General features: G+C 74.4%; 23 protein-coding genes and 2 tRNA genes. 18 read left to right on the forward strand and 7 right to left on the reverse strand.

All coding sequences use genetic code 11. The features are described 5' to 3' along the window. Positions 1–12 precede the first annotated feature (12 nt). From gnd to O7628_RS12345, 3 genes are read left to right on the forward strand one after another with little or no spacing between them, the layout of a single operon-like run. Entirely contained in the window at positions 13–885 is an 873-nt protein-coding gene (gnd, locus tag O7628_RS12335) for a phosphogluconate dehydrogenase (NAD(+)-dependent, decarboxylating) (RefSeq protein ID WP_074478264.1), read from the forward strand. Between the two features lie 16 nt (positions 886–901). Next, a complete protein-coding gene (gene recF / locus O7628_RS12340) occupies positions 902–2,035 on the forward strand; it encodes a DNA replication/repair protein RecF (protein ID WP_278130473.1) in 1,134 nt (377 codons plus the stop codon). Then, positions 2,025–2,729, forward strand: a complete 705-nt coding sequence (locus O7628_RS12345; RefSeq protein WP_278130475.1) for a DciA family protein — start codon at positions 2,025–2,027, stop codon at positions 2,727–2,729. The genes recF and O7628_RS12345 overlap by 11 nt, the downstream gene beginning before the upstream one ends. A gap of 32 nt (positions 2,730–2,761) precedes the next feature. On the opposite strand, the gene O7628_RS12350 is transcribed toward O7628_RS12345, so the two are convergent. Next, positions 2,762–3,316, reverse strand: a complete 555-nt coding sequence (locus O7628_RS12350; protein WP_074478268.1) for a hypothetical protein — start codon at positions 3,314–3,316, stop codon at positions 2,762–2,764. A gap of 518 nt (positions 3,317–3,834) precedes the next feature. Between O7628_RS12350 and gyrB the strand changes: the two genes are divergently transcribed. The 6 genes from gyrB to O7628_RS12380 all read left to right on the forward strand — a co-directional run bounded on the left by gyrB (position 3,835) and on the right by O7628_RS12380 (position 9,873). Continuing rightward, entirely contained in the window at positions 3,835–5,781 is a 1,947-nt protein-coding gene (gene gyrB, locus O7628_RS12355; RefSeq protein WP_074478270.1) for a DNA topoisomerase (ATP-hydrolyzing) subunit B, read from the forward strand. A 129-nt stretch (positions 5,782–5,910) separates the two neighbouring features. Continuing rightward, complete coding sequence (gene gyrA / locus O7628_RS12360) at positions 5,911–8,433, forward strand: DNA gyrase subunit A (RefSeq protein WP_278130477.1); 2,523 nt, start codon at positions 5,911–5,913, stop codon at positions 8,431–8,433. Between the two features lie 3 nt (positions 8,434–8,436). Next, a complete protein-coding gene (locus tag O7628_RS12365; RefSeq protein WP_278130478.1) occupies positions 8,437–9,357 on the forward strand; it encodes a DUF3566 domain-containing protein in 921 nt (306 codons plus the stop codon). Between the two features lie 151 nt (positions 9,358–9,508). After that, a tRNA-Ile gene (locus O7628_RS12370) sits at positions 9,509–9,582 on the forward strand. Positions 9,583–9,625: 43 nt separating this feature from the next. Continuing rightward, positions 9,626–9,754: a DLW-39 family protein gene (locus O7628_RS12375; protein WP_232290182.1), complete on the forward strand. Its 129-nt coding sequence runs from the start codon at positions 9,626–9,628 to the stop codon at positions 9,752–9,754. 43 nt (positions 9,755–9,797) lie between these two features. Then, a tRNA-Ala gene (locus O7628_RS12380) sits at positions 9,798–9,873 on the forward strand. A 111-nt stretch (positions 9,874–9,984) separates the two neighbouring features. On the opposite strand, the gene O7628_RS12385 is transcribed toward O7628_RS12380, so the two are convergent. Continuing rightward, positions 9,985–10,764 carry an HAD family hydrolase gene (locus tag O7628_RS12385; protein WP_278130479.1) on the reverse strand — a complete coding sequence of 260 codons (780 nt, stop codon included), beginning with the start codon at positions 10,762–10,764 and terminating at the stop codon, positions 9,985–9,987. Between the two features lie 103 nt (positions 10,765–10,867). Between O7628_RS12385 and O7628_RS12390 the strand changes: the two genes are divergently transcribed. Further along, positions 10,868–11,833: an L-threonylcarbamoyladenylate synthase gene (locus tag O7628_RS12390; RefSeq protein ID WP_278136293.1), complete on the forward strand. Its 966-nt coding sequence runs from the start codon at positions 10,868–10,870 to the stop codon at positions 11,831–11,833. Between the two features lie 144 nt (positions 11,834–11,977). Then, on the forward strand, positions 11,978–12,400 hold the full coding sequence (locus O7628_RS12395) for a CBS domain-containing protein (RefSeq protein WP_278130481.1): 423 nt from the start codon (positions 11,978–11,980) through the stop codon (positions 12,398–12,400). Here O7628_RS12395 and O7628_RS12400 read toward each other — a convergent pair whose 3' ends face one another. Beyond that, a complete protein-coding gene (locus O7628_RS12400) occupies positions 12,401–16,879 on the reverse strand; it encodes an HAD-IC family P-type ATPase (RefSeq protein WP_278136294.1) in 4,479 nt (1,492 codons plus the stop codon). Positions 16,880–17,127: 248 nt separating this feature from the next. On the opposite strand from O7628_RS12400, the gene O7628_RS12405 reads away from it, so the two are divergent. The 4 genes from O7628_RS12405 (at position 17,128) to O7628_RS12420 (ending at position 20,302) form a co-directional block, all read left to right on the forward strand. Next, on the forward strand, positions 17,128–17,388 hold the full coding sequence (locus O7628_RS12405; protein ID WP_176734916.1) for a hypothetical protein: 261 nt from the start codon (positions 17,128–17,130) through the stop codon (positions 17,386–17,388). Positions 17,389–17,657: 269 nt separating this feature from the next. Then, a complete protein-coding gene (locus O7628_RS12410) occupies positions 17,658–19,223 on the forward strand; it encodes an MFS transporter (protein WP_278130484.1) in 1,566 nt (521 codons plus the stop codon). A gap of 153 nt (positions 19,224–19,376) precedes the next feature. Then, positions 19,377–19,571, forward strand: a complete 195-nt coding sequence (locus O7628_RS12415) for a hypothetical protein (protein WP_074475710.1) — start codon at positions 19,377–19,379, stop codon at positions 19,569–19,571. A gap of 170 nt (positions 19,572–19,741) precedes the next feature. Further along, positions 19,742–20,302 carry a YbaK/EbsC family protein gene (locus tag O7628_RS12420; RefSeq protein WP_278136295.1) on the forward strand — a complete coding sequence of 187 codons (561 nt, stop codon included), beginning with the start codon at positions 19,742–19,744 and terminating at the stop codon, positions 20,300–20,302. A 105-nt stretch (positions 20,303–20,407) separates the two neighbouring features. On the opposite strand, the gene O7628_RS12425 is transcribed toward O7628_RS12420, so the two are convergent. The 4 genes from O7628_RS12425 to O7628_RS12440 form a co-directional block, all read right to left on the reverse strand. Next, the gene (locus O7628_RS12425) at positions 20,408–21,034 is read right to left on the reverse strand and encodes a DsbA family oxidoreductase (protein ID WP_278130486.1); all 627 of its coding nucleotides are present in this window, start codon (positions 21,032–21,034) and stop codon (positions 20,408–20,410) included. Positions 21,035–21,054: 20 nt separating this feature from the next. Then, positions 21,055–21,483 (reverse strand): SufE family protein, encoded by a 429-nt coding sequence (locus tag O7628_RS12430; RefSeq protein WP_074475707.1) that lies wholly within the window; start codon positions 21,481–21,483, stop codon positions 21,055–21,057. Positions 21,484–21,601: 118 nt separating this feature from the next. Beyond that, complete coding sequence (locus tag O7628_RS12435) at positions 21,602–22,027, reverse strand: CBS domain-containing protein (protein ID WP_074475706.1); 426 nt, start codon at positions 22,025–22,027, stop codon at positions 21,602–21,604. 58 nt (positions 22,028–22,085) lie between these two features. Then, on the reverse strand, positions 22,086–23,855 hold the full coding sequence (locus tag O7628_RS12440; protein WP_278130490.1) for a proline--tRNA ligase: 1,770 nt from the start codon (positions 23,853–23,855) through the stop codon (positions 22,086–22,088). 218 nt (positions 23,856–24,073) lie between these two features. Here O7628_RS12440 and O7628_RS12445 point away from each other — a divergent pair, with 218 nt between their 5' ends. The 3 genes from O7628_RS12445 to O7628_RS12455 all read left to right on the forward strand — a co-directional run bounded on the left by O7628_RS12445 (position 24,074) and on the right by O7628_RS12455 (position 26,298). Beyond that, on the forward strand, positions 24,074–24,841 hold the full coding sequence (locus tag O7628_RS12445) for an SGNH/GDSL hydrolase family protein (RefSeq protein ID WP_278130493.1): 768 nt from the start codon (positions 24,074–24,076) through the stop codon (positions 24,839–24,841). Position 24,842: 1 nt separating this feature from the next. Next, positions 24,843–25,289: a hypothetical protein gene (locus O7628_RS12450; protein ID WP_278130495.1), complete on the forward strand. Its 447-nt coding sequence runs from the start codon at positions 24,843–24,845 to the stop codon at positions 25,287–25,289. Between the two features lie 106 nt (positions 25,290–25,395). Next, on the forward strand, positions 25,396–26,298 hold the full coding sequence (locus O7628_RS12455) for a sulfurtransferase (protein ID WP_278130497.1): 903 nt from the start codon (positions 25,396–25,398) through the stop codon (positions 26,296–26,298). Positions 26,299–26,436: the final 138 nt, after the last annotated feature.

Raw genomic sequence — 26,436 nt, forward strand, 5'->3', positions numbered from 1 at the left:
AGGTAGGAACACATGCAGCTCGGCCTCGTAGGACTCGGCCGCATGGGCGGCAACATGCGCGAGCGGCTGCGCGCCGCCGGTCACGAGGTGGTCGGCTACGACCGCAACGCCGACCGCAGCGACGTCACGAGCCTGGCCGAGCTGGCCGAGAAGCTCGACGGCCCCCGGGCCGTCTGGGTGATGGTCCCCGCCGGCGTCACCGACACCACCATCGACGCCGTCGCCGAGCACCTCGGCGACGGCGACCTCATCATCGACGGCGGCAACTCCCGGTTCAGCGACGACGCCCCCCGGGCCGAGCGCCTCGCCACCCGCGGCATCGGATACCTCGACGTCGGCGTCTCCGGCGGGGTCTGGGGCAAGGAGAACGGCTACGCCCTGATGGTCGGCGGCGCGCAGGAGCACGTCCACCGGCTGATGCCGATCTTCGAGGCGCTCAAGCCGGCCGGCGAGCACGGCTTCGTGCACGCCGGCCCCGTCGGCGCCGGCCACTACGCCAAGATGGTGCACAACGGCATCGAGTACGGCCTCATGCACGCCTACGCCGAGGGCTACGAGCTGCTGACCAAGTCCGAGCTGGTCACCAACGTGCCGGGCGTGTTCAAGTCCTGGCGCGAGGGCACCGTCGTCCAGTCCTGGCTGCTCGACCTGCTCGACCGGGCCCTCGACGAGGACCCGGACCTGTCCGACCTCAGCGGCTACACGGAGGACACCGGCGAGGGCCGGTGGACGGTCGACGAGGCCATCCGCCTGGCCGTGCCGCTGAACGTCATCGCCGCCTCGCTGTTCGCCCGGTTCACCTCCCGGCAGGAGGACTCCCCCGCCATGAAGGCGGTCGCCGCCTTGCGCCAGCAGTTCGGCGGCCACGCCGTCCACAAGCGCTGAGCGGCGTCCACCACCCGTGTACGTCCGCCGGCTCGAACTGGTCGACTTCCGCTCCTACGAGCGGGTCGCCGTCGACCTCGAACCCGGCCCCAACGTCCTGGTCGGCGCCAACGGCACCGGCAAGACCAACCTCGTCGAGGCGCTCGGCTACGTGGCGACCCTGGGCTCGCACCGGGTCGCCACGGACGCCCCGCTGGTGCGGCTGGGGGCCACCTCGGCCGTGATCCGCTGCGCGGTGGCGCACGACGGGCGGGAGCTGCTGGTCGAGCTGGAGATCGTCCCCGGCAAGGCCAACCGGGCGCGGTTGGGCCGTTCACCGGCCCGGCGGGCCCGCGACGTCCTCGGCGCGCTGCGACTGGTGCTGTTCGCCCCGGAGGACCTGGAACTCGTCCGCGGCGACCCGGGGGAACGCCGCCGCTACCTCGACGACCTGCTGGTCAGCCGCCAACCCCGGTACGCCGGGGTACGCGCCGACTACGAGCGGGTCGTCAAGCAGCGCAACGCCCTGCTGCGCACCGCGTACCTGGCCCGGAAGACCGGCGGGTCGCGCGGCGGCGACCTGTCCACCCTCGCCGTCTGGGACACCCACCTCGCCCGGCACGGTGCCGAACTGCTCGCCGGCAGGCTGGAACTCGTCGCCGCGCTCGGCCCGCACGTCACCAAGGCCTACGACGCGGTCGCCGCCGGCAAGGGCGCGGCGGGGATCGCGTACCGGCCGTCGGTGGAGCTGGCCGACCCGGTGGCGGACCGGGCGGCGCTGGCCGAGACGCTGCTCGCGGCGCTGGCCGAGGCCCGGTCCGCCGAGGTGGAGCGCGGCACCACGCTCGTCGGCCCGCACCGCGACGACCTGGCCCTCACCCTCGGCCCGCTGCCCGCCAAGGGATACGCAAGCCACGGCGAGTCCTGGTCGTTCGCCCTGGCCCTGCGACTGGCCGGATACGACCTGCTCCGCTCCGACGGCATCGAGCCCGTGCTGGTGCTCGACGACGTCTTCGCCGAGCTCGACGCGGGCCGCCGCGAGCGGCTGGCGGGGCTGGTCGGCGGGGCGAGCCAACTGCTGGTGACCTGCGCCGTCGACGACGACGTGCCGGCCGGCCTGCACGGCGTCCGCTACTCGGTCGGGGAGGGGGAGGTGCGCCGTGCCGGATGAGCAGGAGCTGCCGCCGGCCCGGCTCGGGCCGCGTACCCCCGCTGTCGGGCCGGGCGGTCGGGACGCCGCAGCCCGGGGCGGCGGCGCACGCGGCGCAGGCCGGGCGGCCGGCAGCGCAGGCCGGGCGGCCGACGGGGCGGGACGGCCCGCCGACCCGGCCGCCGAGGGCGGCGGCGACGCGGCCGGCGGGCCGGCGGGACCGGAGCTGGCCCGGGCGGTCCTGGACGCCGCGCGGGCCCGCCGCGAGGCGGCGGCCAAGACCCGCCGGCGCAGCGTCGTTTCCGGCGACGGCGAGGGCGGCCGGCGGCTACGCGGCTACTCCGGGCCCGGTCCGGACCCCCGCGACCCGCAGCCGCTGGGCGTCGTGCTGGGCCGGCTGATGAAGGCGCGCGGCTGGGAACAGCCGGCCGCCGAGGCGACCGTGTTCGGCGCGTGGGAGCGGGTCGTCGGCCCCGAGGTGGCCCAGAACAGCCGCCCGGTCAAGCTGGAGGACGGCGAGCTGACCGTCGAGGCCCGGTCCACCGCGTGGGCGACCCAGCTGCGGCTGCTCGCCGCCTCCCTGCTGCGGCAGATCGCCAGCGAGGTGGGCCACAACGTGGTGCGCAAGCTGCACATCCACGGGCCGGCCGCGCCGTCCTGGTCCCGGGGGCCGCGCCGCGTGCGGGGCCGGGGCCCCCGCGACACGTACGGCTGACGCCCCGGGCCGCCCGACGGGCACCGGGCGGGTCAGGCGTCGGCGTAGACGGCGAAGCCCCGGTCGGCGCAGCGGCGGTAGAAGGCCGCGAGCACGCCCAGCTCGGCACAGGTGAAGTCCCACTGCGGCGGGTCGCCGTTTTCGTCCCGCAGGGCGTCGAGGCGGGTGTCGAGCCAGCGCAACTGCTGCTCGGCGAGGCGGCCGTCGCCGAGCAGCCCGCGCAGCACGGTGCTGACCGAGTCGAAGGTGACCGTCTCCCCGTGCGGCCGGTGCCCGGCCACGAAGCGCTCGATCCCGCCGGCGATCCAGGCGCAGCCGTCCGGGTCGATCACCGGGTCCTCGTCCTCGGCGGCGGCCTCCGTGGCGTAGAGCACATTCTCCAGCCCGAGCAGCAGGTCGACCAGCTCCGTGTACGCGGTCGCCCGGACCGTGCCGGTCTTGGCGATGTGTTCGGCGAGGGCCGCCGTCGGCGCGGAGATCCGCGGCAGGTCGACGATCTCGCCGAAGTCGACGAACTCGGCCGGTGCGACCGGATCGTAGAAGCGGCCGGTCCGCGGCCAGTGCACCGCGACGTTGTCCAGCCCCATCTGGCGTCACCCCTTGAGAGCACGTGTCGAAGCGTTCGGGTCGATCGTCCGGTTCCGACCGGAAAAGATCAAGACCAGCCACGCTGGGCGCCGCAAACCTACGCCCACCGTCCCTCCCGCCGCGACCCCGACCCCCCGCGTCCCGGCGGCGGCGCCGCCACCCGATCCGGGGCTCGCGTGTAGGGGGAGTCGCGGGTGGCGCGGATCGGCCGGCTACGGAGTTCTCAGCCGCCGCGAAGGGGTGCCGAGTGGCGGTTCTGTCGTCTGCGCACAGTAAGATTGAGGGCGAGACGAAGACCCGACACGGTGCGACGGACACGGGCCCACCGGGCCCGAGATCAATTGTCCCACGTCGGGTCGAGCCGATCGCGATCCGCGGGCATCCGCGGCGACCGGCGCTCCGGCCCGTGCCCCGGTTCACGCCCGGTGCCGGTCCGCGCGCCGACGTCGCGTCCTGTCCGCCGAACCCGCGCCCGACTCGCCGCTTGCGGCGCGGCGGCGCGAGAAAGTGGCCGAGGGTGGCAGCGCAGGACAAGCAGGAGTACGGCGCCGAGTCGATCACCGTCCTCGAAGGGCTGGAGGCGGTTCGCAAGCGGCCGGGCATGTACATCGGGTCGACCGGCGAGCGTGGTCTGCACCACCTGGTGTGGGAGGTCGTCGACAACGCGGTCGACGAGGCGCTCGCCGGCCACTGCGACACCATCGACGTGGTGCTGCTGGCCGACGGCGGGGTCCGGGTCACCGACAACGGGCGTGGCTTCCCGGTCGACCTGCACCCCAAGTTGAAGAAGCCCGGCGTCGAGGTCGCGCTCACCGTGCTGCACGCCGGCGGCAAGTTCGACGGCAAGGCGTACGCGGTCTCCGGCGGTCTGCACGGCGTCGGCGTCTCCGTCGTCAACGCCCTCTCCACGAAGATGGCGGTGGAGATCCACAAGTCCGGTTTCGTCTGGCGGCAGCAGTACGCCAACTCCAAGCCGTCGCCGCTGGAGAAGGGCGAGACCACCGACCGCACCGGCTCGGCCGTCGCCTTCTGGCCCGACGCCGACGTCTTCGAGACCGTCGACTTCGACTTCCAGACCATCTACCGCCGCCTCCAGGAGATGGCCTTCCTCAACCGGGGCCTCACCATCCACCTGCTCGACGAGCGGGTCCCCGAGGGCGAGGAGGGCAAGACCCGCGAGGTCACCTTCTGCTACAAGGGCGGCATCGCCGACTTCGTCCGGCACCTCAACGCCTCGAAGACCCCGATCCACAAGACGGTGGTCGAGTTCGGGGCCGAGGAGGAGGGCATGTCGGTCGAGATCGCGATGCAGTGGAACGAGTCGTACGGCGAGTCGGTCTACACCTTCGCCAACACGATCAACACGCACGAGGGCGGCACCCACGAGGAGGGCTTCCGCGCGGCGCTGACCAGCGTGGTCAACCGCTACGGAGCGGACAAGAAGCTGCTCAAGGGCGACGAGAAGCTCTCCGGGGAGGACATCCGCGAGGGCCTCGCCGCGATCATCTCGGTCAAGCTGGCGAACCCGCAGTTCGAGGGCCAGACCAAGACCAAGCTCGGCAACACCCCGGTGAAGAGCTTCGTGCAGCGGGTCTGCAACGAGTGGCTGGTCGACTGGTTCGACCGGAACCCCGCCGAGGCGAAGATCATCATCACCAAGGCGTCCCAGGCCGCCCGCGCCCGCATCGCCGCCCAGCAGGCGCGCAAGCTGGCCCGCCGCAAGTCGCTGCTGGAGTCCGGCTCGATGCCGGGCAAGCTCGCCGACTGCCAGTCCACCGACCCGCGCGAGTCCGAGGTCTTCATCGTCGAGGGCGACTCGGCCGGCGGCTCGGCCAAGCAGGGCCGCGACCCGCGCACCCAGGCGATCCTGCCGATCCGCGGCAAGATCCTCAACGTGGAGAAGGCCCGGATCGACCGGGTGCTGAAGAACAACGAGGTCCAGGCGCTGATCACCGCGCTGGGCACCGGCATCCACGACGACTTCGACATGGAGAAGCTGCGCTACCACAAGGTGGTGCTGATGGCCGACGCCGACGTCGACGGCCAGCACATCCAGACGCTGCTGCTCACCCTGCTGTTCCGCTTCATGCGGCCCCTGGTCGAGCTGGGCCACGTCTACCTGGCCGCCCCGCCGCTCTACAAGATCAAGTGGAACAAGAAGGGCGACGACGCGCAGTACGCGTACTCCGACCGCGAACGCGACGGGCTGATCGCGCTGCGCCAGCAGAAGAAGCCCAACGCCAAGCCGGACGACATCCAGCGCTTCAAGGGCCTCGGCGAGATGAACTACCCCGAGCTCTGGGAGACCACGATGAACCCGGCGACCCGCACCCTGCGTCAGGTCACGCTCGACGACGCGGCGGTGGCCGACGAACTGTTCAGCGTGCTGATGGGTGAGGACGTCGAGGCGCGCCGCTCGTTCATCCAGCGCAACGCCAAGGACGTCCGCTTCCTGGACATCTGACGGAGCCGGCGGGCCCGCCCGGCCGTCCACCGGCGGCCCGCCGATCCACAGAGTTATCCACAGCTCGGCCGGTTTCCACAGCGGTTATCCACAGCACGAAACCGACTCTGATTCTGATAAGGGTTAACAGTGACCGATTCCCCCGAGTCCACCCCGAGCGAGCCCGAGGTCCCCGAGACCCCCGCCGCCGCAGTCGTGGCGCACGACCGGATCGAGCCGGTCGGCCTTGAGGTGGAGATGCAGCGCTCCTACCTCGACTACGCCATGAGCGTCATCGTCGGGCGGGCGCTGCCGGACGTCCGGGACGGGCTCAAGCCGGTCCACCGCAAGATCCTCTACGCCATGTTCGACTCCGGCTACCGGCCGGACCGCGGCTACGTGAAGTGCTCCCGCGTCGTCGGCGACGTGATGGGCCAGTTCCACCCGCACGGCGACTCGGCGATCTACGACGCGCTGGTCCGGATGGCGCAGCCCTGGTCGCTGCGCTACCCGCTGGTCGACGGCAACGGCAACTTCGGCTCGCCCGGAAACGATCCTGCCGCCGCCATGCGCTACACGGAGTGCAAGCTCGACCCGCTGGCGATGGAGATGCTGCGGGACATCGACGAGGACACCGTCGACCTCCAGGACAACTACGACGGCCGGGCCAAGGAGCCCACCATCCTGCCGTCGCGTATCCCGAACCTGCTGATCAACGGCTCCGAGGGCATCGCGGTCGGCATGGCCACGAAGATCCCGCCGCACAACCTGCGCGAGATCGGCGCGGCGGTGCAGTGGTGCCTGGAGAACCCGGACGTCGACGAGGCGACGACCCTCGACGCGCTCATCGAGATCGTCAAGGGTCCTGACTTCCCGACCCACGGTCTGATCGTGGGCACCCAGGCGATCCAGGACGCGTACCGCACGGGTCGTGGGTCGATCCGGATGCGGGCCGTGGTGGAGGTCGAGGAGGACAAGCGGGGCCGTCCGGCGCTGGTGGTCAGCGAGCTGCCCTACCAGGTGAACCCGGACAACCTGGCCGAGCGGATCGCGGAGCTGATCAAGGAGGGCAAGCTCGCCGGCATCGCCGACATCCGGGACGAGTCCTCCGGGCGTACGGGCATGCGGATCGTGCTCGTGCTCAAGCGCGACGCGGTCGCCAAGGTGGTGCTGAACAACCTCTACAAGCACACCCAGCTCCAGGAGACGTTCGGCGCGAACATGCTGGCGCTGGTCGACGGGGTGCCGCGCACGCTCAACCTGGCCCAGTTCCTGCGCTACTACGTCGAGCACCAGATCGAGGTGATCCGGCGACGGACGGCGTTCCGGCTGCGCAAGGCCGAGGAACGGGCGCACATCCTGCGCGGTCTGAGCAAGGCGCTGGACGCCCTGGACGAGGTGATCGCCCTGATCCGGCGGTCGCCGACGGTGGAGGACGCCCGGCAGGGCCTGATCCGGCTGCTGGAGATCGACGAGATCCAGGCGACCGCGATCCTGGACATGCAGCTGCGCCGGCTGGCGGCCCTGGAGCGGCAGCGGATCCTCGACGACCTGGCGAAGCTGGAGCTGGAGATCGCCGACCTGAAGGACATCCTGGCCAAGCCGGAGCGGCAGCGGCGGATCGTCTCGGAGGAGCTGGGCGAGATCGTCGCGAAGTGGGGCGACGAGCGGCGTACGAAGATCGTGCCGTTCGACGGCGAGGTCTCGATGGAGGACCTGATCGCCCGCGAGGACGTGGTGGTCACGATCACCCGGACGGGATACGCGAAGCGGACGAAGGTCGACCTGTACCGCTCGCAGCGGCGCGGCGGCAAGGGCGTCAGCGGGGCCACGCTGCGGCAGGACGACATCGTCAGCCACTTCTTCGTGTGCTCGACGCACGACTGGATCCTGTTCTTCACGAACAAGGGCCGGGTGTACCGGGCCAAGGCGTACGAGCTTCCGGAAGCCAGTAGGGTAGCCAAGGGCCAACACGTGGCCAATCTGCTCGCGTTCCAAGCGGACGAGCAGATCGCGCAGATCATCGAAATCCCGAACTACCAGGTGGCCCCCTACCTGGTACTGGCCACGAAGAACGGCCTGGTGAAGAAGACGCGGCTCGAGGAGTTCGACTCCAACCGTTCCGGCGGAGTCATCGCGATCAACCTGCGCGATGAGGACGAGCTGGTCGGTGCTGCCCTCGTCGCCCCGTCCGACGATCTGCTGCTGGTGTCGAAGAACGCGCAGGCGATCCGCTTCAACGCCACGGACGAGGCGCTGCGGCCGATGGGCCGGGCCACGTCGGGCGTGATCGGCATGCGGTTCAGCGACGACGACGTCCTGCTGGCCATGGAGGTGGTCCGCGAAGGGCTGGACGTCCTGGTGGCCACGAACGGGGGATACGCGAAACGTACCCCGATCGAGGAATACCCGGTGCAGGGCCGGGGAGGTAAGGGCGTGCTGACTGCGAAGATCACCGAGCGCCGCGGTGGTCTGGTCGGCGCTGTGGTGATCCACCCGGACGACGAGCTGTTCGCGATCACGAGCAACGGTGGCGTCATCCGGACTCCGGTGAAGCCTGTACGCCGTACGCGTGACCGGAACACAATGGGGGTCAAGCTGATGGACCTCCCGGACGGCGTGACTATCGTGGCGATTGCTCGCAATGCCGACGAGCCTGACGAACAGGACTAGTTGATGACGGAGACACAGGCGAAGTCGGGGAACAAGGGGACCTCGGCCAACCCGGTCGACGAGGAGGCCGCCGCGAAGGGCGGCGCACCAGCGACCGGCCGCGCGGCCGTGGGCCGGGCAACCGTCCCCGCCGACGCGCCTGCCCCGAAGTTCACCCGGGCGCCCGGTATGGCGCCGCCGCCGGACTCACCCGGCGACGATTCGGGGGCGAGCGACAAGACCGAGACATCCGGCATCGACGCGCCCACCTCCGCGGCGGCTCCGGCCGTGGCGGCGGGCAGTGCGGCCCGCCCGGCGACAACCCAGCCGATCAGGACCGGCGGCGGGCAGCCGGCGGCCGGCAGCAGCGCCGTCACGGGCACCCTGCCGCGCATCGGGGGCGGCACCACCACCACCACGAAGCCGCAGCCGGACGGCGCCCGGCCGGCCGGCCTCGGTCGTCCCGCCACCGGGGGCGGGCTGCCGCCGGGGGTGGCCGGTGCGTCGGCCGTCGGGGCCGCCCGTGTGGGTGACGCGGTGCGCGCGGCGCGTACGTCGGTCAGCTCGGCCGCGTCGCGCGGGCCCCGCCGGGCCCGGCTGAACCTCAAGCGGATCGACCCGTGGTCCGTGATGAAGTTCGCGTTCGCCGTCTCCGTCGTGCTGTTCATCGTGGTGGTCGTGGCCACGTCGGTGCTCTACCTGGCGCTCGACGCGATGGGCGTGTTCCAGAGCGTCAACGACAGCCTGACCGACCTGGTGGCCGCCGGCGGGCAGGGCAGCAGCACCTTCCAGATCACCGCCAAGGGCGTGATCCTGAGTTCCGCCCTGATCGGCCTGGTCAACGTCGTGTTGTTCACCGCGCTGGCGACTCTCGGCGCGTTCGTCTACAACGTCTGCGCCGACCTGGTCGGCGGGATCGAGCTGACGCTCGCCGAGCGGGACTGACCGCGTCCGACGCCGGGGCGCACCGCGTAAAGCGGTCGCCCCGGCGTCGTGCGTCCGGGTAGTTTCGGGGGTACGGCGGGGCGCGTGCTGCTCGGCGGCCCCCGATTTGGGGCGCGGCGGGCGGATGCGTTAACCTTGGCCGTCGCCACGCGGGGCTATAGCTCAGTCGGTTAGAGCGCAGAGCTGATAACTCTGAGGTCGCTGGTTCGATTCCAGCTAGCCCCACCGCACATCGTTCCGACGGCTGTCGAGCGCAAGGGGTCGCCCCATGTTCAAGAAGCTTCTGATTCTGGCCGGCGTCGTCGGTGTGGCTGCCCTGGTCGTTCGGAAGGTCAAGGCCTCCAACGACGAGCGGGCCCTGTGGCACGAGGCGACCACCGCGCCCGACCTGCGCTGACCGTCTCTTCGACTGCCAGCTCCGGGCGGTTCCGCCCGCCCTCGGGGCCCTAGCTCAACTGGCAGAGCACTGCCTTTGCAAGGCAGGGGTTAGGGGTTCGAGTCCCCTGGGCTCCACCAGCACTTTCCTCGGTTGGTTCCGACCCCGAGTGCAGCCATCCGTACAGCCCAGCGTTTCAAGCCGTCCAGCGGCGAGCCCCCGCCCCGCGGTGACGAGGCGTGTCGGCGTCTTCAACGAGGGCGGTCATCCGGCCGTTCGGTGACCTCGCAAGCGCGGAGTAGGGCCAGCAGGCCGTGGCCGTCCTCGACCACGGCGTCCGGGGCGAGCTCGGGCAGGGGCTCCTCGCGGTCGGTGCGCGGCGAGCGCATCAGCACCGCCGCCCCGGCTCCGGCGCGGCGGGCGCAGGCGACGTCGCGGTGCCGGCTGTCGCCGACGAACCAGCAGTCGGCGACCGGCACGCCGAGCGCCCGGGCGGCGAGCCGGGCCAGCTCCGGGTTCGGCTTACGCACCCCCGCCTCGTCGCTGTAGAGCTGCGCGGTGAACAGCGCGCCGAGGCCGGCGGCGGCCAGGAAGTCGCGGGGGGCGGCACCGCAGGTGGTGTTGCTGACGACCGCGAGCGGGAGGCCGGCGTGCGTGGCGGCGGCGAGGGCCGCGGGAATGCCGGGGCGCACGTCCCACTCGGGGTGCCACGTCCAGGCGTACGCCAGCGGGGTCGCCTCCCGGTCGACGGCGGCCCGGGCCGGTGCCGGCCAGCCGCCGGTGACGAACCTGGCCCACACCTGCCGGTGGCCCAGCTCGACGGGGTGCTCCGCGGCGCTCTCCTCGTCGCGCCACCGCCCGTACGCGTGGGCGCCGTCCGTCAGGTCGCGGGCGATCTGCTCGGCGGGGACCGCGCCGTCGACGAGCCGGAACAGCCGCTGGACCAGCTCGGGCGGGTCCGGTGGTGGTGACGGCGCGTCCGCGAGGACCCCACCGAAGTCGAGCAGGAGCGCACGCGGTGTCCGGAGCATGCCCGCATCCTTTCGTACCGGCGGGGAGAGGAGAAGGGGCGAGCCGCCGCCCCCGGGACGGGCAGGTTAGCGTCGGGGGGTGAGCACCGGATCCCCGCGCGTCCTGCCCGTCGAGAGCGGCATCGCCGAGGCGGCCTCGGTCCTGCGGGCCGGGGGGCTGGTGGCGTTTCCCACCGAGACCGTCTACGGGCTGGGCGCGAACGCCCTCGACGCCCGCGCGGCGGCCCGGATCTTCGAGGCGAAGCAGCGGCCGAGCTTCGATCCGCTGATCACCCACCTCGCCGACGCGGCCGACCTGGCCGGGCTGGTGGGGCCGGTGCCCGGAGCCGTGGCGGCGCTGGCCGAGCGGTTCTGGCCGGGGCCGCTGACGCTGATCGTGGACCGTCCCGCCGCGATCCCGCCGATCGTCACCTCGGGGCTGGAGTCGATGGCCGTGCGGGTGCCGGACGAGGCGTCCGCACGGGCGCTGATCGCGGCGGCGGGAGTGCCGGTGGCCGCGCCGAGCGCCAACCGGTTCGGGCAGCTCAGCCCCACCCGCGCCGAGCACGTGGTGGCCGGGCTGGGCGGCGCGGTCGACGTGGTGCTCGACGGCGGGCCGACGCGCTGCGGCATCGAGTCGACCATCGTGGACGCCCGGGGCGGGCGGCCGGTGGTGTTGCGTCTCGGCGCGCTGCCGGTGGAGACCCTGGTCGAGGCGGTGGGCCCGGTGACCGTACGCCCGGGCAGTTCCGGCAAGCCGGTGGCACCCGGGACGCTGGCCGCGCACTACGCCCCGCGTACCCCGTTGCGGGTGGTGGACGGCGCGGAGCCGGCGGCCGGCGACGGTGCCCGGCGGGGTCTGCTGGCCTTCCGGGAGCGGCCGGCGGGCGGCGACTGGGCGGCGGTCGAGGTGCTGTCGCCCGGGGGTGACCTGACGGTGGCGGCGGCCCGGCTCTTCGACGCGCTGCACCGGCTCGACGCGGCCGGGGTGGCGGAGATCGTCGCGGAGCGGGTGCCGGACGTCGGGGTGGGGCGGGCGGTCAACGACCGGTTGGGTCGGGCGGCGGCGACCTGGCGGTCGGACGGCTGACGCGGGGCGGTCGGGCGGGCCCTCGCGGTGGTCGGGTCGCGCATGGGCCGGCGCGGCGGTCGGGTCGCGCATGGGCCGGCGGGGCCGGGGTAGGAGAAGCGGCGGCGACCCCTGGACACCCTCCCGGAAGTGAGGTGCGTGCCGATGCCGACCGCACGCGACATCATGACCAGCGACGTGACCTGCGTCAGCGAGCAGGACGACCTCCGGACGGCCGCCCGGCAGATGGCCCGGCTGGGCGTGGGCGCGCTGCCGATCCGCGGCGACGACAACCGGCTCACGGGCATGCTGACCGATCGGGACATCGTGGTGAAGGTGCTGGCCGAGGGCCGGGACCCGGCCATGGTGACGGCGGGCGAGCTGGCCCAGGGCGAGGCGGTGACGATCGACGCCGACGACGACGCTGCGGAGGTCCTGCGCACGATGGGTCGGCACCGGGTGCGCCGGCTGCCGGTCGTCGACGGCCACGACCTCGTCGGCATCGTCGCCGTCGCCGACGTGGCCCGGGCGCTGCCCGAGGGGGCGGTGGGCGATCTGATCGAGGCCATCTCCGAGCGCACGCTGTGATCAGGTGTGAGAAGGGGACCCTTCTCGACCGGAGGCGTTAACAAGGGGCCCTTCCTTACTCAGCAGGCGGGTGAGGGTGCCGTTGGCCAGGGTCGCGCCGAGCGCCGAGCCCGCCGCGATGCTCCAGCCGACCGGCCCGAGCGGGGTGCAGCCGAAGAACTGGCTGACCCCCGGCGTCTGCACCACGAGCACCAGCGCCCCGACGGAGGCGGCGGTCGACACGAGCACCGTGGGGCTGGTGCCGCCGGCCAGCACCGTCTGCCCGAGCTGGGTGCCGACGAGCGAGGCGAGCGCGACCGTGCCGGCCCGCCGTCGTCGCCCCGTGTACCGGGCGAGCGTCCAGCCCACCGTCGCGCCCAGCGTGGTGGACGCCGCCCGCAGCGCGATCTCCCGGGTCAGCGTCTCGCCGAGCGAGCTGTCCGGACCCTCCCGCAGCAGGTGGTCGGCGTGGCCGTCGGCGGGTGGCCGGACCGCGATGGCCAGCGCCGGCGCCAGGTCGGTGAGCAGGTTGACCAGGAGCAACTGCCGGCCGTTGAGCGCGGACCGGCCGGTGCTGGCCGCGCTCAGTACGCTGAACGCGATCTCGCCGAGGTTGCCGCCGACGAGGATGCTCAGCGCGTGCCGGACGGAGGACCACATGGCCCGTCCCTCGACGAGGGTGGCGATGATGGTCTCCAGCCGGTCGTCGGTGACCACCAGGTCGGCGGCGGCGCGGGCGGCGGGGGTGCCCCGCTGGCCGAGGGCGATGCCGACGTCGGCGAGCCGGATCGCCGGGGCGTCGTTGGCCCCGTCGCCGGTCATCGCCACGGTCCGGCCGTTGCGCTGCAACGCCTGGATGATGCGTACCTTGTGGGCGGGGGTGCAGCGGGCCACCACGTCGGTGCGGGTCAGCCGTTCGGCGAGCGCGTCGTCGTCGAGCCGGTCCAGGTCGGTGGCGGTGGCCACCCGCTGCTCGCCGTGGTCGGGGCTGATGGTGGCGGCGATCGCCTCGGCCGTCGCCGGGTGGTCCCCGGTGATCATGATGGTGTGCACGCCGGCCTGCCGGATCCGGCGGACGGCGGGCGCGGCGGACTCGCGTACCCCGTCGGCGATCGCCAGCAGGCCGACGAAGACGAGGCCGGTCACGTCGTCGTCGGTCACCGCCTCGGCGGTGACGGGACGCTCGGCAACGGCCAGGACGCGGTGCCCGGCGCCGGCCCGCTCGGCGAGCATCCGGTGCAGCTCGGCCCGGCCGGCGTCGTCCAGCGGCCGGTCGTGCCCGTCGGCGGCGCGCCGGGCGGCGCACCGGGGCACCACCGTCTCCGGGGCACCCTTGACGCTGAGCAGCAGCCCGCCGCCGGTCCGCCCGACGGTGGCGTGGTAGCCCCGCGACGGCTCGAACGGCAGGCCCCCCGCCGCCTGCCAGCCGTCGGCGCCGGTCCGCTCGTCGACGCCGGCCGCCGCCGCGCCCCGGCGTACCGCCCGGTCGGTCTGCTGGGGCAGCTCGTCGGGGTCGCCGGCCGGGGTGGCGCGCAGCGCGGCGGCCAGGGTCGTCCGCAGCGGCCCGTCCAGCGCCTCCGGCGCGGCGTACCGGGTGCCGCTGCCGTCGCCGACGCCGACGAGCAGCAGCTTGCCCTCGGTGAGGGTGCCGGTCTTGTCGAAGCACAGCACGTCGACGCGGCCCAACGCCTCGATGGTGCGGGGGTTGCGGACCAGCGCGCCGTGCTCGGCCAGCCGCCGGGCGGCGGCGAGCTGGGCGGCGCTGACCAGGAACGGCAGGCCCTCCGGCACCGACGCCACCGCCAGGTTCGCGGCGGTCGCCGCCGTCTCCGCCAGGGGTACGCCGCGCAACAGTCCCGCCCCGGCCACCGCCACCGCCGACCCGGCGGCCAACGGGACGGCCGACTTGGTGAGGTTGCCGAGCCGGGCCTCCACCCCGCTGGCCGGAGGCGACTGCCGGGCCAGCGCGAGGCTGCGTCCCGCCTCGGTGTCCGCGCCGGTGGCGACGACGACGGCGGTGCCGTGGCCGGTGGCGACGGTGGTGCCCTCGTACAGCATGGAACGCCGGTCGGCGACGGCGGCGGCGACCACCGGGTCGGTGGACTTGCCCACCGGCAGCGACTCGCCGGTCAGCGACGACTCGTCCGCCTCCAGCCCGTCCGTGGCGAGCAGCCGGCAGTCGGCCGGCACGGCGTCGCCAGGCCCGAGGACGATCACGTCACCGGGGACCAGTTCCTCGGCGGCGACCGTCCGTTCCGTGCCGCCCCGGCGGACCAGGGCGGTGACCGCCGAACGGGACAGCAGCTCGGCCAGCGACCGTTCGGTGTTGCGCTGGTGGACGGCCCCGACCAGAGCGGACCCGCCGACCACCCCGCCGACGAGGGCCGCGTCGACGAGCGAGCCGAAGCTCGCGGAGAGCACCGCGCCGGCGGCGAGCACGGGGGTGAGCGGGTTGGCCAACTCGTCGACGAACGCGCGCAGCAGCCCGGACTGGCCCGGCGTGTCCCCGGTGCGGCCGGCCAGGCGGCGTTGCGCCTCGGCGTCGTCGAGGCCGGCGGGGCCGGTGCCGAGCTGGTGGAGCACCGCGTCGGCCGGCATCAGGTGCCACGCGGTCGGGGCCGGCGGCGCGCTGTCGGCCCGGTCCGGCAGCCGGCCCGCCCGCCACACGCCGTTGAGGAAGGCCAGGGCGGCGGCCCCGTTCACGGCGGCCAGCGTCCGGCCCGGGAGCTGCCGGGGGTCGGCGGTGAACGCGCCGAGCGCGCCGAGCCCGGTGCCGGCCAGGGACAGCCGGATGTTCTGCGCGGTCATCCGGTGGGCCACCCCCACCGCCTCGATGATCAGGGCGGCGACCCGCAGGTCGGTGCCCACCAGCAGGTGCGCCCCCCACGGCGGCAGGTCGTCGGGCCCGGCCACCCCGAGCCCGCAGTCCGACGCACCCAGCGCCGCCCGGTCGGCGGAGAGCAGCAGCACCACCGCGCCGTCGCGCTGCAACTGGCGCACGGTGTCGACGGTCCGCGGGCCGCCGGGCAGGACGGCGTCGGCGAAGGCGTACCGGCCGTCGTCGTCTCCGGCGACCACCAGCCGCAGGCCGGCCTGCCGGGCGGCGGTGGGCAGGGCGTCCACGCCGGGGGCGGGCTCCGGTTCCACCCGGAGCAGCGCGACGAGGCGGTCCGCCTCGGCGAGGCCGAGCAGTGTGCCGCCGCCGGAGCGCAGCCGCCGGCTGTCGTCGGTGTCGCCCGGGTCGGTCGCGTCGACGGCGTCCAGCGGGCCGAGCCGCCACCCGTCGGCCCGCCGCACCTGACCGGGGGCGGCCGGGTCGAACAGCGCGAAGGCGCGGGCGGCCACCTGCCCGGTGTCCGCCCCGGACAGCGGGGCGAGGTCGGCGAGGACGGCCCGCTGCGAGCCGAGCACGGCGGCGTCCAGCACCACCGTGTCGATCCGGTCGAGTTCCCGCAGCACGCTGCGGTCCATGGCGATCACGCCGCGCCGGGCGAGCATGCGGCCGAGTTGGGCGGCGTACCCCTCGCGGCCGCTGCCCGGGGCCTTGGGCAGGCTGGAGAGCCCGAGCGCGGCGGCCCGCTTGCCCCCGAGCACCGGCACCGCCGCCGCCCCGGCCGCCGTGCCCGCCGCCAGCATCCGGGCGACGAAGCGCTCGGCGGGCCCGTCCGGCTTCGCGTTCGGGCGTTCGGCCGTCGGGACCCGGGCGACGGCCCGGTCAGGGTCGCCGGTGAGCCGGGGCTCCGCCTTCGCCCAGGCCCTGAGCTGCGCGTGGGCCTCGCCCCACTGCACGACGCGCTGCGCGCCGTCCAGCACGATCCCGGCCCAGCCGCCGGTGAGGCCCTGCACGACCGCCTCGGCGAGCGGGAAGAGGATGTCGGCGCGCGGGTCGGCGCGCAGTCCCCGCCCGGCGAGGGCGTGCAGCCTGGGGTGCAGGTCGACGGCGGTGAGCAGGCCGGACACCTCGCCCGGGACCGGGGTGAACGGCAGGATCCGGGTGGCCGCCGAGATGGTCAGGCCGAGCGCGTCCGAGGCGAGCGCGCCGAGGGTGCGGGGGGTGCGCGGCCCGTCCTCGGGCGGGTGCGGGGGTGGGATCTCCGGGTCGGGCTCGTGGTCGCAGGTGCGTTCGCAGCGGGCGATCGTGGTGATGAGGTCGCGCAGCTTCGGCTCCGGTTCCTCGACGGCCACGACCACCCGGCCGGAGGGCGAGTTCACCCGGGCCCAGGCGACCCCGGGCAGCCGTTCCAGTGTGCGTTCCACCTGGCGGGCGAGCCGGTCCCCGCCGTCCTGGCCGACGCCGTGCACCTCGATGTGGTGGCGGCCCGGCCGGGACCAGACCCGGCGACTGGTCAGGCCGGCCGCCCGGGCCAGCCGGGTCGCGGTGCCGCCGACGCTGCGGGACGCGTCACCCACCAGGTGCGGCACCGTCCGGGTCGCGTCGCCGACCAGGGGCATCGTCACCGACGGCAGGAGGCGGCCGGCGAGCCGGCCCAGCGAGGTCATCGAGCGGTACGGCCGGAGCGCCGCCGGCCGGCTCTCCCGGTGCCGCCGCTGCTCCCGCCGTACGCCATCTCGCCTCCCACGCTCGGTCCCGGCGGGCTGACTTCCCGCCCGCACGGGCGTCATGCCCCCTTCGTCCGGGAATTTCTCGGCGGTTGCCGGAGAAGTTCCTCCGCCACTGGCATGGACGCGGCCGACGGTGGAACGCGGCTGGGGTCATGGCCAGCGCGGACGACACAGGGGAGGCCGGGATGAGCACGATCACGCGACACCTCAGCGGGGCGCACGAGATGGTGCGGACGTACAGCCGCCGGGTGGAGGTGCCGATGCTGGGCGAGGTGGCCGTGCCGCCGCCCGACAAGATCGCCTACTACGCCGGCCTCGGGGTGCTCGCCGCGCTCCAGGTCATCGAGTGGCCGCTCGCGCTGGTCATCACCGCCGGGCACCTGCTCGCCGACCAGCACCTGTCCGGGCTGGCGAAGGGCGTCGGGGAGGCGCTGGAGTCCGCCTGATCCGCGCGCCGCCCCCGCCCGGGGGCCGCATGACGCCCTGCCCGGGGGTCCGTGCGACGTCCTCCCGGTGGGCCGCTCGTGTTCCCGGGTGCCGCCCTTCGTGGCGTGGACCGCTCGCGGGGTGTGAGAGCCCGGTCACGTCCGGCTTGACCTGAATCCGGGTTGAGGTCGCAGGCTGGGCGCATGCTCATCGAACTGCTGAGGATCGAGGCGAGCCGGGAACGACCGGCCGGCGATCGGCGGCGGAAGCCTCCGGTCGCGCCACCGGCGTGGGTCTTCCGCACGGCCGGCCGGCGGTGACCGCCCTCGCGCCCCCGGCCGCCCCGGGGCACCTGTTCGCCCCCGCGCTGCGCGCCATGACGGTGGGCGTGGTGGCCCTGGTGTCGCTGCTGGCCTTCGAGGCGCTGGCCGTCGGCACCGCCATGCCGACCGTCGCCCGCAGCCTCGACGGGCTGTCCCTCTACGGGCTCGCGTTCGGCGGCACCTTCGCCTCGGGCGTGGTGGGGATGGTGGTCTCCGGGGTGTGGTGCGACGCGCGCGGCCCCCGGGCACCGGTGTGGCACGGGGTGGCCTGGTTCGTGGCCGGGCTGCTCATCGCCGGCACCACGTCGACGATGGGCGTGCTCGTGGCGGGCCGGATGGTGCAGGGTTTCGGCTCGGGCCTGCTGTCGGTGGCCCTCTACGTGGTGGTGGGGCGGGCGTACCCGGAGGCGCTGCACCGGCGCATCTTCGCCGCGTTCGCGGCCGCGTGGGTGGTTCCGTCGCTGGTCGGGCCGGCGATCGCCGGGCTCGTCGTCGAGCACCTCGGCTGGCGATGGGTCTTCCTGGCGGTGCCGGCGGTGGCGGTGCCGGCGCTGCTGCTCGTCCAGCCGGGCCTGCGCAGCCTCGCACCGTCCGCCGTCACCCGCCCGTCGACGGTCGACAGCCCCTCCGCCGTCGCCCGCCCGTCGACCGGCGCGGGGGCCCGGGTCGGCTGGGCCTTCGGGGCGGGGGCGAGCGCCGCACTGCTGCACTACGGGGGGCAGCAGCGCGGCGTGCTCGCGGTCGGCCTGGTCGGTGCCGCGCTGGCGGGCCTGCTCTGCTGCGCCCCACGCCTGCTGCCGGCCGGTTTCCTGCGGGCCGGGCGGGGCCTGCCCACGGTGGTGGGGCTGCGCGGGCTGGCCTCGGCCGCGTTCGCCGGCGCGGAGGTGGTGATCCCGCTGATGCTCTCCCGGGAGCGCGGGCTCACGCCGACCGGCGCGGGCCTGGTCCTGACCGTGGGCGCGCTCTCCTGGTCGGCCGGCTCCTGGTTGCAGGGCCGGCTGCCCGCGCCCGGCTCCGCAAAGTCCGCGCCCGGCTCCGCGGCGTCCGCGCCCGGCTCCGCAGCGCCTGTCACGGCACCGGTCGCCCGGCGCGGTCTCCTGCCCGGGCTGCGGGGCCGGCTCGCGCCCCGGTCGTCCGCCACGCTGGTGCGCGCCGGGCTGGCGTGCATCACCGGCGGGACCGCCACGGTGGCGCTCGCGGTGTGGCCGGCGGTGCCGCTGGCGGTGTGCGTGCTCGGCTGGGCCGCCGCCGGGCTCGGGATGGGGCTGCTCTACCCGTCGTTGTCGGTGCTCACCCTGGAGCTGTCCGCCCCGGGCGAGCAGGGCCGCAACAGCTCCTCCCTGCAACTGGGCGACTCGCTGTTCGCGGCGACCGTGCTGGCGCTGACCGGTGCGGTGCTCGCGGCGAGCGCCCATCCCGGCCGGTCGAGCTACGCGGCGACCCTGGTCCTGGCGGCGGCCCTGGCGGGGCTGGGCGTCCTGCTCGCCGGCCGGGTCGTTCCGGCGGGGCCGGCGGCGCGCGCCCTGCCGTGAGCCCCGGGCGGCGAGCCGCCCGGCGGGCGGCCCCGCCACCGCCGCGACCCCGACGGGCACCCGGAACCTGGGCGGACCACCTCGCCGCCACGTACGGGGGAACCGACCGTAGATGAGAAGTCCCCCCGTTCGACGTCTGCCTACCGTGTCGCCATGTTGGTCCTCGTCTCCACCGTGATCCTCTACGTCGCCGGCTTCGTCTTCCTCTACGGGGTGATCCGGCTCGCCGTACGGCATGCCCTCGAAGACCTGGAGGCCCGCCGGCCCGGCCTGCTGCGCTCCCAGGAGGTCGCCGCCGCGCAGGACCGGACGTTCGTCCGGGAGAACCCGTTCGTCGCGAACGGCTGACCCGACGCCGGTCCCCACGGGGGCGGGGCCGGACGACTCCCCCGGCGGGGCGGGGGACGCACCTCGGGGCCGGCCCGGGCACGGGGCTGGGCCGGCCCCGAGGTGGTAACACCTGTGGTGGGCGGTCCCACGGGCGGGTGGCGTCGTGGGGTGCGAGGATCACAGCCGTGATGGGAACGCTGAAGACCGAGCCCGCCCGGAGCCGACCGGACCTGCTGGCATCCCCAGTGGCCGCCGCGCTCGGGCAGTGGCCCGCCGACGCGCCGGTGGACGTCGATCAGGTGCTGGTCGCGCCGATCGACGCGGACCTCGCTGACACCGCCGCGTTCTGCGCCGCGTACGGGGTGGGGCTGGAGGTGTCGGCCAACTGCGTCGTGATCGCCGGGAAGCGCGGGAGCGAGATCCGGTACGCCGCCTGCATCGTCCTCGCCACCACCCGCGCCGACGTCAACGGGGTGGCCCGCAGGGCGCTGGACGTACGCAAGGCGAGCTTCGCCCCGATGGCCGAGGCGGTGGAGCTGACGGGCATGGAGTACGGCGGGATCACCCCGATCGGGCTGCCCGGGGACTGGCCGATCCTGGTCGACGCGCGGGTGGTCGCCGCTCCGTACGTGATCGTCGGCTCCGGCGTGCGGCACAGCAAGATCGCCCTGCCCGGGCCGGCGCTCGGCGCGCTCCCCGGTGCCCGGGTGGTGGAGGGGCTGGCCAGGCCCGCCCAGCCCACGGCGTAGAGGCCGGGTGGGGCCTCGTGCTCAGCCCACGGCGTAGCTCGATGTCGTTTCACGTGGAACGAGGTCGACGCCGATCGTTGGCCGCCCGGGTCGTGGCCCTGCGCGTCAGGCTTCGCGCTGTTGGACCTCGCGCAGGGCGGCGAGCAGGGTCTCCGGCTCCTGGGCGCCGGTGACGGCGTACTTCCCGGCCAGCACGAAGGTCGGCACGCTGGAGACGCCGAGCTCGCGCGCGGCGGCCAGGTCGGCGGCCACCTCGCGGCGGCCGAGGTTGGACTCCAGGTAGTCCCGGGCCTCGACCTCGTCCAGGCCCACCGCGGTGGCCAGTTTCACCAGGGCGTCCCGCGAGCCGATGTCGACACCGTCGGCGAAGTGCGCCCGGTAGAGCGCCTCGACCAGCTCGGCGGAGCGGCCCCGCTCGGCGGCGAACCGGATCAGCCGGTGCGCCTCGAAGGTGTTGGCGTGCACCGCCCGGTCGAAGCGCATGTCGATCCCCACGCCGGCGGCGACCCGGGTCACCTGGGCGGCCATGCCCTCGGCCCGTTCGCGGCCACCGAACTTCGCGGCCAGCGCCTCCACCAGCGGCTTCGGCTCGGAAACCGGCGACGGGTCGAGCTGGAACGGCCGGTACCGGACGGTCACCTCACCGTCGTACGACTCCAGTGCCTGTTCCAGCCGGCGCTTGCCGATCCAGCACCAGGGGCAGACGACGTCGGCGTAGATCTCGATCTCCATGACCAGCGACAACCCGTCGATCAGGAGATCTGTTCCCGGACCTGGCGCTTGAGCCGGGCCAGGATGGCCGTGCCGCCCCGGACCCGCAGCGGGCTGATCGCCTGCGCCAGCCCCATCCGCTGGTAGAGGTCGTCCGGCACGGCGAGCACCTCGGCGGCGCTCGCCCCCGCCAGCCCCTCGGCGAGGATGCCGGCGAAGGCGCGCGTCGTCGGTGCCTCCGGCGGGCAGTCGAACCAGGTGGTCACCGTCCGGTCCGGGTTGACCTCGGCGCGCAGGAAGAACGCGGTCTGGCACTCGGGAACCTGCTCCATGCCCTCCCGGCCGGCGAGTTCCTCGGGCAGCGGCGGGATGACGTCGGAGTATTCCAGCAGCATCTCCAGCACCACGTCGCGGGGGGCTGCGGCGAACTCGTCGACGATCTCGGCCAGCTTGGTCGGCATCTCGGGCATCCGTTCAGGCTACCGACGGTCGGGCGACGGCAGCCCGACGGTGGTATCGGCGGCAGCCCGACGGTGGTTAAGAAGGGGCCCCTGCTCTACCGGAGGCGTTAACAGGGGGCCCCTCCTTTCACACGGTCGGGGCCTGCTCGCTGATCTCGCTCAGCGCCGAGTTGGGGTCGAGCTGCATGGCCAGGTCGCCGAGGGAGACGATGCCGACGAGCTTGCGTTCGCCGTCGCACACGAGGATGCGGCGGATGCCGCGTTCCCGCATCAGCGCCGCCGCCTCCCCGGCGGTCGCGTGCTGCTCGATCATCACCACCTCCCGGGTGATGACGGAACCGATCGTGGTGGTGGCCGGGTCGCTGCGCTCGGCCACCGCCCGGACCACGATGTCGCGGTCGGTCAGCATGCCGGCGAGGCTCGCGCCGTCGGTGACCACCACGTCGCCGATGTCCGCCTCCTTCATCACCCTGGCCGCCTCGTCCAGGGTGGTCTCCGCGGGCAGGTAGACCACCTGCCTGGTCATCACGTCGCTGACCCGGTAACCGGTCATGGGAGCCTCCGAATACACACCTGTGCCGATCGGTAACCGGTACCCAGTGCGCCGCCCGCTACACCAGCTCGCCCCGGGCGCGTAGCGCCTCGTCGCGCAGCCGGTCGACCAGCCCCGCCAGCGGCAGCTCGGTCCGCTCGCCGGTGGCCCGGTCGCGCAGCTCGACGTACCCGTCGGCGAGGCGGCGGCCGACCACGACGGCGCGCGGGACGCCGATCAGCTCGGCGTCGGTGAACTTCACCCCGGCGGAGACGTGCGTGCGGTCGTCGACCAGCACCCGCAGGCCGGCGGTGGCGAGGCGTCCGCCCAGCTCCAGCGCCGCGTCGAGCTGCGGCCCCTTCCCCGCCGCCACCAGGTGTACGTCGCACGGGGCGACCGCCGCCGGCCACACCAGGCCCCGGTCGTCGTGGTGCTGCTCGGCGATCGCGGCGACCGCCCGGGACACCCCGATGCCGTAGCAGCCCATGGTGGGGCGGACCGGCTTGCCGGCCGGGCCGAGCACGTCGACGGCGAACGCGTCCGTGTAGCGCCGGCCGAGCTGGAAGATGTGCCCGATCTCGATCCCGCGCCGCATGGTCACGGTGCCGGAGGCGCAGGCGGGGCACGGGTCGCCCGCGCGCACCTCGGCCGCCTCGACGGTCCCGTCCGGGGTGAAGTCCCGGCCGCAGACCACGTCGGTGGCGTGCCGGCCCGGCTCGTTGGCCCCGGTCAGCCAGGCCGTCCCGGGGACCACCCGGGGATCGACGAGATAGCGGATGCCGAGCCCGGCCAGCCGCTGCGGCCCGATGTACCCGCGTATCAGCTCCGGGTGGGCGGTCCAGTCGTCGAAGACCGCCACGGTGGCCGGGGCGAGCGCCGCCCCGACCCGCTTCAGGTCCACCTCGCGGTCCCCGGGCAGGCCCACCACCAGCAGCTCGGTCTCGGTCGCGCCCGGCCGACGTACGGTCAGCACGACGTTCTTCAGGGTGTCGGCGGCCGTCCAGTCGGCGCGGCCGGCGAGCCGGCGGGCGTTCGCCAGGTCCACCAGCGCGGCGATGGTCGGCGTCTCGGGGGTGTCGTGCACGGCCGACGCCGGGTGCGCGTCGGGGCCGCCGGCCGCCGGGGGCCGGGTGACGACCGCCTCGGTGTTGGCGGCGTGGTCGCAGGCGGTGCAGCCGACGAAGGTGTCCTCGCCGACGTCCGTGGCGGCCAGGAACTCCTCCGACGCCGACCCGCCCATCGCCCCGGACGTCGCGCGGACCACCGTGTACTCCAGCCCGAGCCGGTCGAAGATCCGCCGGTACGCCGCCCGGTGCCGCTCGTAGGCGGCCTGGAGCCCGGCGTCGTCCAGGTCGAACGAGTACGCGTCCTTCATCAGGAACTCGCGCCCGCGCAGCAGCCCGGCGCGGGGGCGGGCCTCGTCGCGGAACTTCGTCTGCACCTGGAACAGCGTCACCGGGAAGTCCCGGTAGGAGGTGAACAGGTCCTTCACCAGCAGCGCGGCCAGCTCCTCGTGGGTCGGGGCGAGCAGGTGCTCCGCGCCGCGGCGGTCGGCGAGGGTGAAGATGTCGTCGCCGTACTCGGTCCACCGGCCGCTGGCGCGGTAGGGCTCGGCCGGCAGCAGCGCCGGGAAGTGCACCTCCTGGTCGCCGATGGCCGTCATCTCGCCGCGGACGATCTCGGTGACCCGGTCCAGCACCAGCTTGCCCAGCGGCAGCCAGGTGTAGCCGCCCGGGGCGGCGCGACGGACGTAGCCGGCGCGCAGCAGGAGCCGGTGGCTCGGCACCTCCGCGTCCGCCGGGTCCTCGCGCAGGGTCCGGAGCAGCAGGGTCGACATGCGCAACAACATCAGCGCAGCGTACGGCCGCGGTGACCGGCCGAGCGACGCGGTTTACCGGCGCGGCCGACCGGAGGCGTCCTCGCGGTCGATGAACTCCCTCACGTTCCCGGCGCCGGGACGATGTGCGGGGGTGGCCGGTGCCAGACTGTCTGACGTTGAGCAGGGGCCCCTTTACAACCGTAGGCGTTAACCGGGGGCCCTTCCTTGCTGGCGAGGCGGAGGGTTCGGTGGGCTGGCGCAGTTTCGTGGCGGTGGGGGACAGCTTCACCGAGGGCATGGACGACGCGTACCCGGACGGCACCTACCGGGGCTGGGCGGACCTGGTGGCCACCCGGCTCGCCGCCGAGGTCGGCCCCGACTTCCGGTACGCGAACCTGGCGATCCGGGGCCGGCTCTTCCCCAACGTGGTGGCCGAGCAGGTGCCGGCGGCGCTGGCGATGAAGCCCGACCTGATCAGCTTCGCGGCCGGCGGCAACGACGTGCTGCGCCGCGCCTTCGACCCCGACGCGCTGATCGCCCGCTTCGACGACGTGGTCCGGCAGCTCCGTTCCGGGGGCGCGGACGTGGTGCTGTTCCGGTTCGCCGACCTGATGGCCCGGCTGCCCGGGCAGCGGCTCGTCGCGCCCCGGGTGAACGTGCTCAACCGGGCAGTCGGGGAGACCGCCGAGCGGCACGGCGCGATCATGGTCGACCTCTACGCCGACGACGCCTTCGGAAACCCGCTGCTGTGGAGCGCCGACCGGCTGCACCTGTCGGCGGCGGGGCACCGGCGGGTCGCCGCGCACGTGCTGAGCGCCCTCGGCGTCGGCTGCGACGAGGACTGGCTGCTGGTCCCGCCGCACCCCGCGCCGACGCCGTGGCTGGCCGCCCGCGCCGCCGACCTGCGCTGGGCGGGTCAGCATCTGGCCCCGTGGGTCAAGCGCCGGCTCACCGGCCGCTCGTCCGGCGACACCGTCACCGCGAAGCGGCCCGTGCTCGGCCCGGTCGCCGACTGACGTGCGGACCATCCACGCCGCGCCGCTGCTGCGGCGCACCCTCGACGACCGGCCGGTCGTCGAGGGCGCGGTGCTGGTGACGGGGGACCGGATCGAGGCGGTGGCGTCGGCGGGCGAGCTGACGGCCGCGTACCCGGGGGTGCGGGTGCGGCGGTGGGCCGGCGTGCTCGGGCCGGCGCTGGTGCACGACGGGCCGCTGCCGCCCGCACCGACCCCGCGCGAACGGGTGCACGCCCTGTTCCGGCTCGGGGCCGCCGCGGCGCTCGCCGACCAGGTGACCGACCCCGGGGTGCGGGCCGCCGCCGCCCGCAACGGGGTCACGCTGCTCGCGTCCGCACGCCCGCCCGAGCTGGCTGCCGGCGGCCGGGCCGACCTGGCCGTCTTCGCCGACGACGGGAGCTGCCTCGCCACGGTGGTCGCCGGCCGCCTCGTGCACCGCCGCGCCTGACCGCTCGACGGCCGGACCGCCCTGCCGCCTCCGACCACGCGACCACGCGACCGCCCGACCGCCCGACCCCGCCCCGCCGGCCCGGTGGCGGCGTACCTTGGGGGTCATGCCTGTGCCGAGTGATCCGAACCCCCGCCTCCAGTCGTACGCCGACCCGCAGCGGCTCGTCACCACCGACTGGCTCGCCGAGCACCTCGGCGAGGAGGGCCTCGTCGTGGTCGAGTCCGACGAGGACGTGCTGCTCTACGACACCGGGCACATCCCGGGCGCCGTGAAGGTCGACTGGCACACCGAGCTCAACGACCAGGTGACCCGGGACTACCTGGACGCGGCCGCCTTCGCCGAGCTGTGCGCCGCCAAGGGCATCGGCCGCGACGACACGGTCGTCTTCTACGGCGACAACTTCAACTGGTGGGCGGCGTACGCGCTCTGGGTCTTCTCGCTCTTCGGCCACGCCGACGTGCGGCTGCTCGACGGCGGCCGGCAGAAGTGGGTCGCCGAGGGGCGGGAGCTGACCCGGGAGAAGGTCACCCGGCCGCGCGCCGCGTACCCGGTGCCGGAGCGCAACGACGCGCCGATCCGGGCGTACCGGGAGCAGGTGATGGCGCACGTCGCCGCCGGCCGGCCGCTGGTGGACGTGCGCTCGCCGGGCGAGTACACGGGCGAGATGCTGCACATGCCGGACTATCCGCAGGAGGGCGCGCTGCGCGGCGGGCACATCCCGGGCGCGGTGAGCAAGCCGTGGAAGTCGGCGGCGAACGACGACGGCACCTTCAAGTCGGCCGACGAGCTGCGGGCCATCTACGCCGACCAGCTCGGGCTGAGCCCGTCCGACGACGTGGTGGCGTACTGCCGGATCGGCGAGCGGTCCAGCCACACCTGGTTCGTGCTGCACCACCTGCTCGGCTACCCGCAGGTGCGCAACTACGACGGCTCGTGGACCGAGTGGGGCAACCTGGTGCGGGCCCCCGTCGTGAAGGGCGACCAGCCGGGCGGCCTGGCCGGCTGACCTGCCGCCGGGGCGCGACCCGCCATCCCGTCCCGGCCAGGACCAGCGGCCGGGACGGGGCCGGCGACGGCCCGGTCGGGTCCTGCGGTGGGCAATGTGCCGGATGCGCCGACACCGGGCCCGCCACCGGTGGAACCT

Origin of the sequence: Micromonospora sp. WMMD956 (genome assembly GCF_029626125.1) — a bacterium.
Classification (GTDB): Bacteria; Actinomycetota; Actinomycetes; order Mycobacteriales; family Micromonosporaceae; genus Micromonospora; species Micromonospora carbonacea.

What these genes read in the sequence shown, in the direction of transcription:
- gnd (WP_074478264.1), top strand. Translation starts at nt 13, where the DNA reads ATGCAGCTCGGCCTCGTAGGACTCGGCCGCATGGGCGGCAACATGCGC.
- O7628_RS12350 (WP_074478268.1), bottom strand. Translation starts at nt 3,316, where the DNA reads ATGGGGCTGGACAACGTCGCGGTGCACTGGCCGCGGACCGGCCGCTTC.
- O7628_RS12365 (WP_278130478.1), top strand. Translation starts at nt 8,437, where the DNA reads ATGACGGAGACACAGGCGAAGTCGGGGAACAAGGGGACCTCGGCCAAC.
- O7628_RS12375 (WP_232290182.1), top strand. Translation starts at nt 9,626, where the DNA reads ATGTTCAAGAAGCTTCTGATTCTGGCCGGCGTCGTCGGTGTGGCTGCC.
- O7628_RS12385 (WP_278130479.1), bottom strand. Translation starts at nt 10,764, where the DNA reads ATGCTCCGGACACCGCGTGCGCTCCTGCTCGACTTCGGTGGGGTCCTC.
- O7628_RS12395 (WP_278130481.1), top strand. Translation starts at nt 11,978, where the DNA reads ATGCCGACCGCACGCGACATCATGACCAGCGACGTGACCTGCGTCAGC.
- O7628_RS12400 (WP_278136294.1), bottom strand. Translation starts at nt 16,879, where the DNA reads ATGACCTCGCTGGGCCGGCTCGCCGGCCGCCTCCTGCCGTCGGTGACG.
- O7628_RS12405 (WP_176734916.1), top strand. Translation starts at nt 17,128, where the DNA reads ATGAGCACGATCACGCGACACCTCAGCGGGGCGCACGAGATGGTGCGG.
- O7628_RS12415 (WP_074475710.1), top strand. Translation starts at nt 19,377, where the DNA reads ATGTTGGTCCTCGTCTCCACCGTGATCCTCTACGTCGCCGGCTTCGTC.
- O7628_RS12420 (WP_278136295.1), top strand. Translation starts at nt 19,742, where the DNA reads ATGGGAACGCTGAAGACCGAGCCCGCCCGGAGCCGACCGGACCTGCTG.
- O7628_RS12425 (WP_278130486.1), bottom strand. Translation starts at nt 21,034, where the DNA reads ATGGAGATCGAGATCTACGCCGACGTCGTCTGCCCCTGGTGCTGGATC.
- O7628_RS12430 (WP_074475707.1), bottom strand. Translation starts at nt 21,483, where the DNA reads ATGCCCGAGATGCCGACCAAGCTGGCCGAGATCGTCGACGAGTTCGCC.
- O7628_RS12435 (WP_074475706.1), bottom strand. Translation starts at nt 22,027, where the DNA reads ATGACCGGTTACCGGGTCAGCGACGTGATGACCAGGCAGGTGGTCTAC.
- O7628_RS12440 (WP_278130490.1), bottom strand. Translation starts at nt 23,855, where the DNA reads ATGTTGTTGCGCATGTCGACCCTGCTGCTCCGGACCCTGCGCGAGGAC.
- O7628_RS12455 (WP_278130497.1), top strand. Translation starts at nt 25,396, where the DNA reads ATGCCTGTGCCGAGTGATCCGAACCCCCGCCTCCAGTCGTACGCCGAC.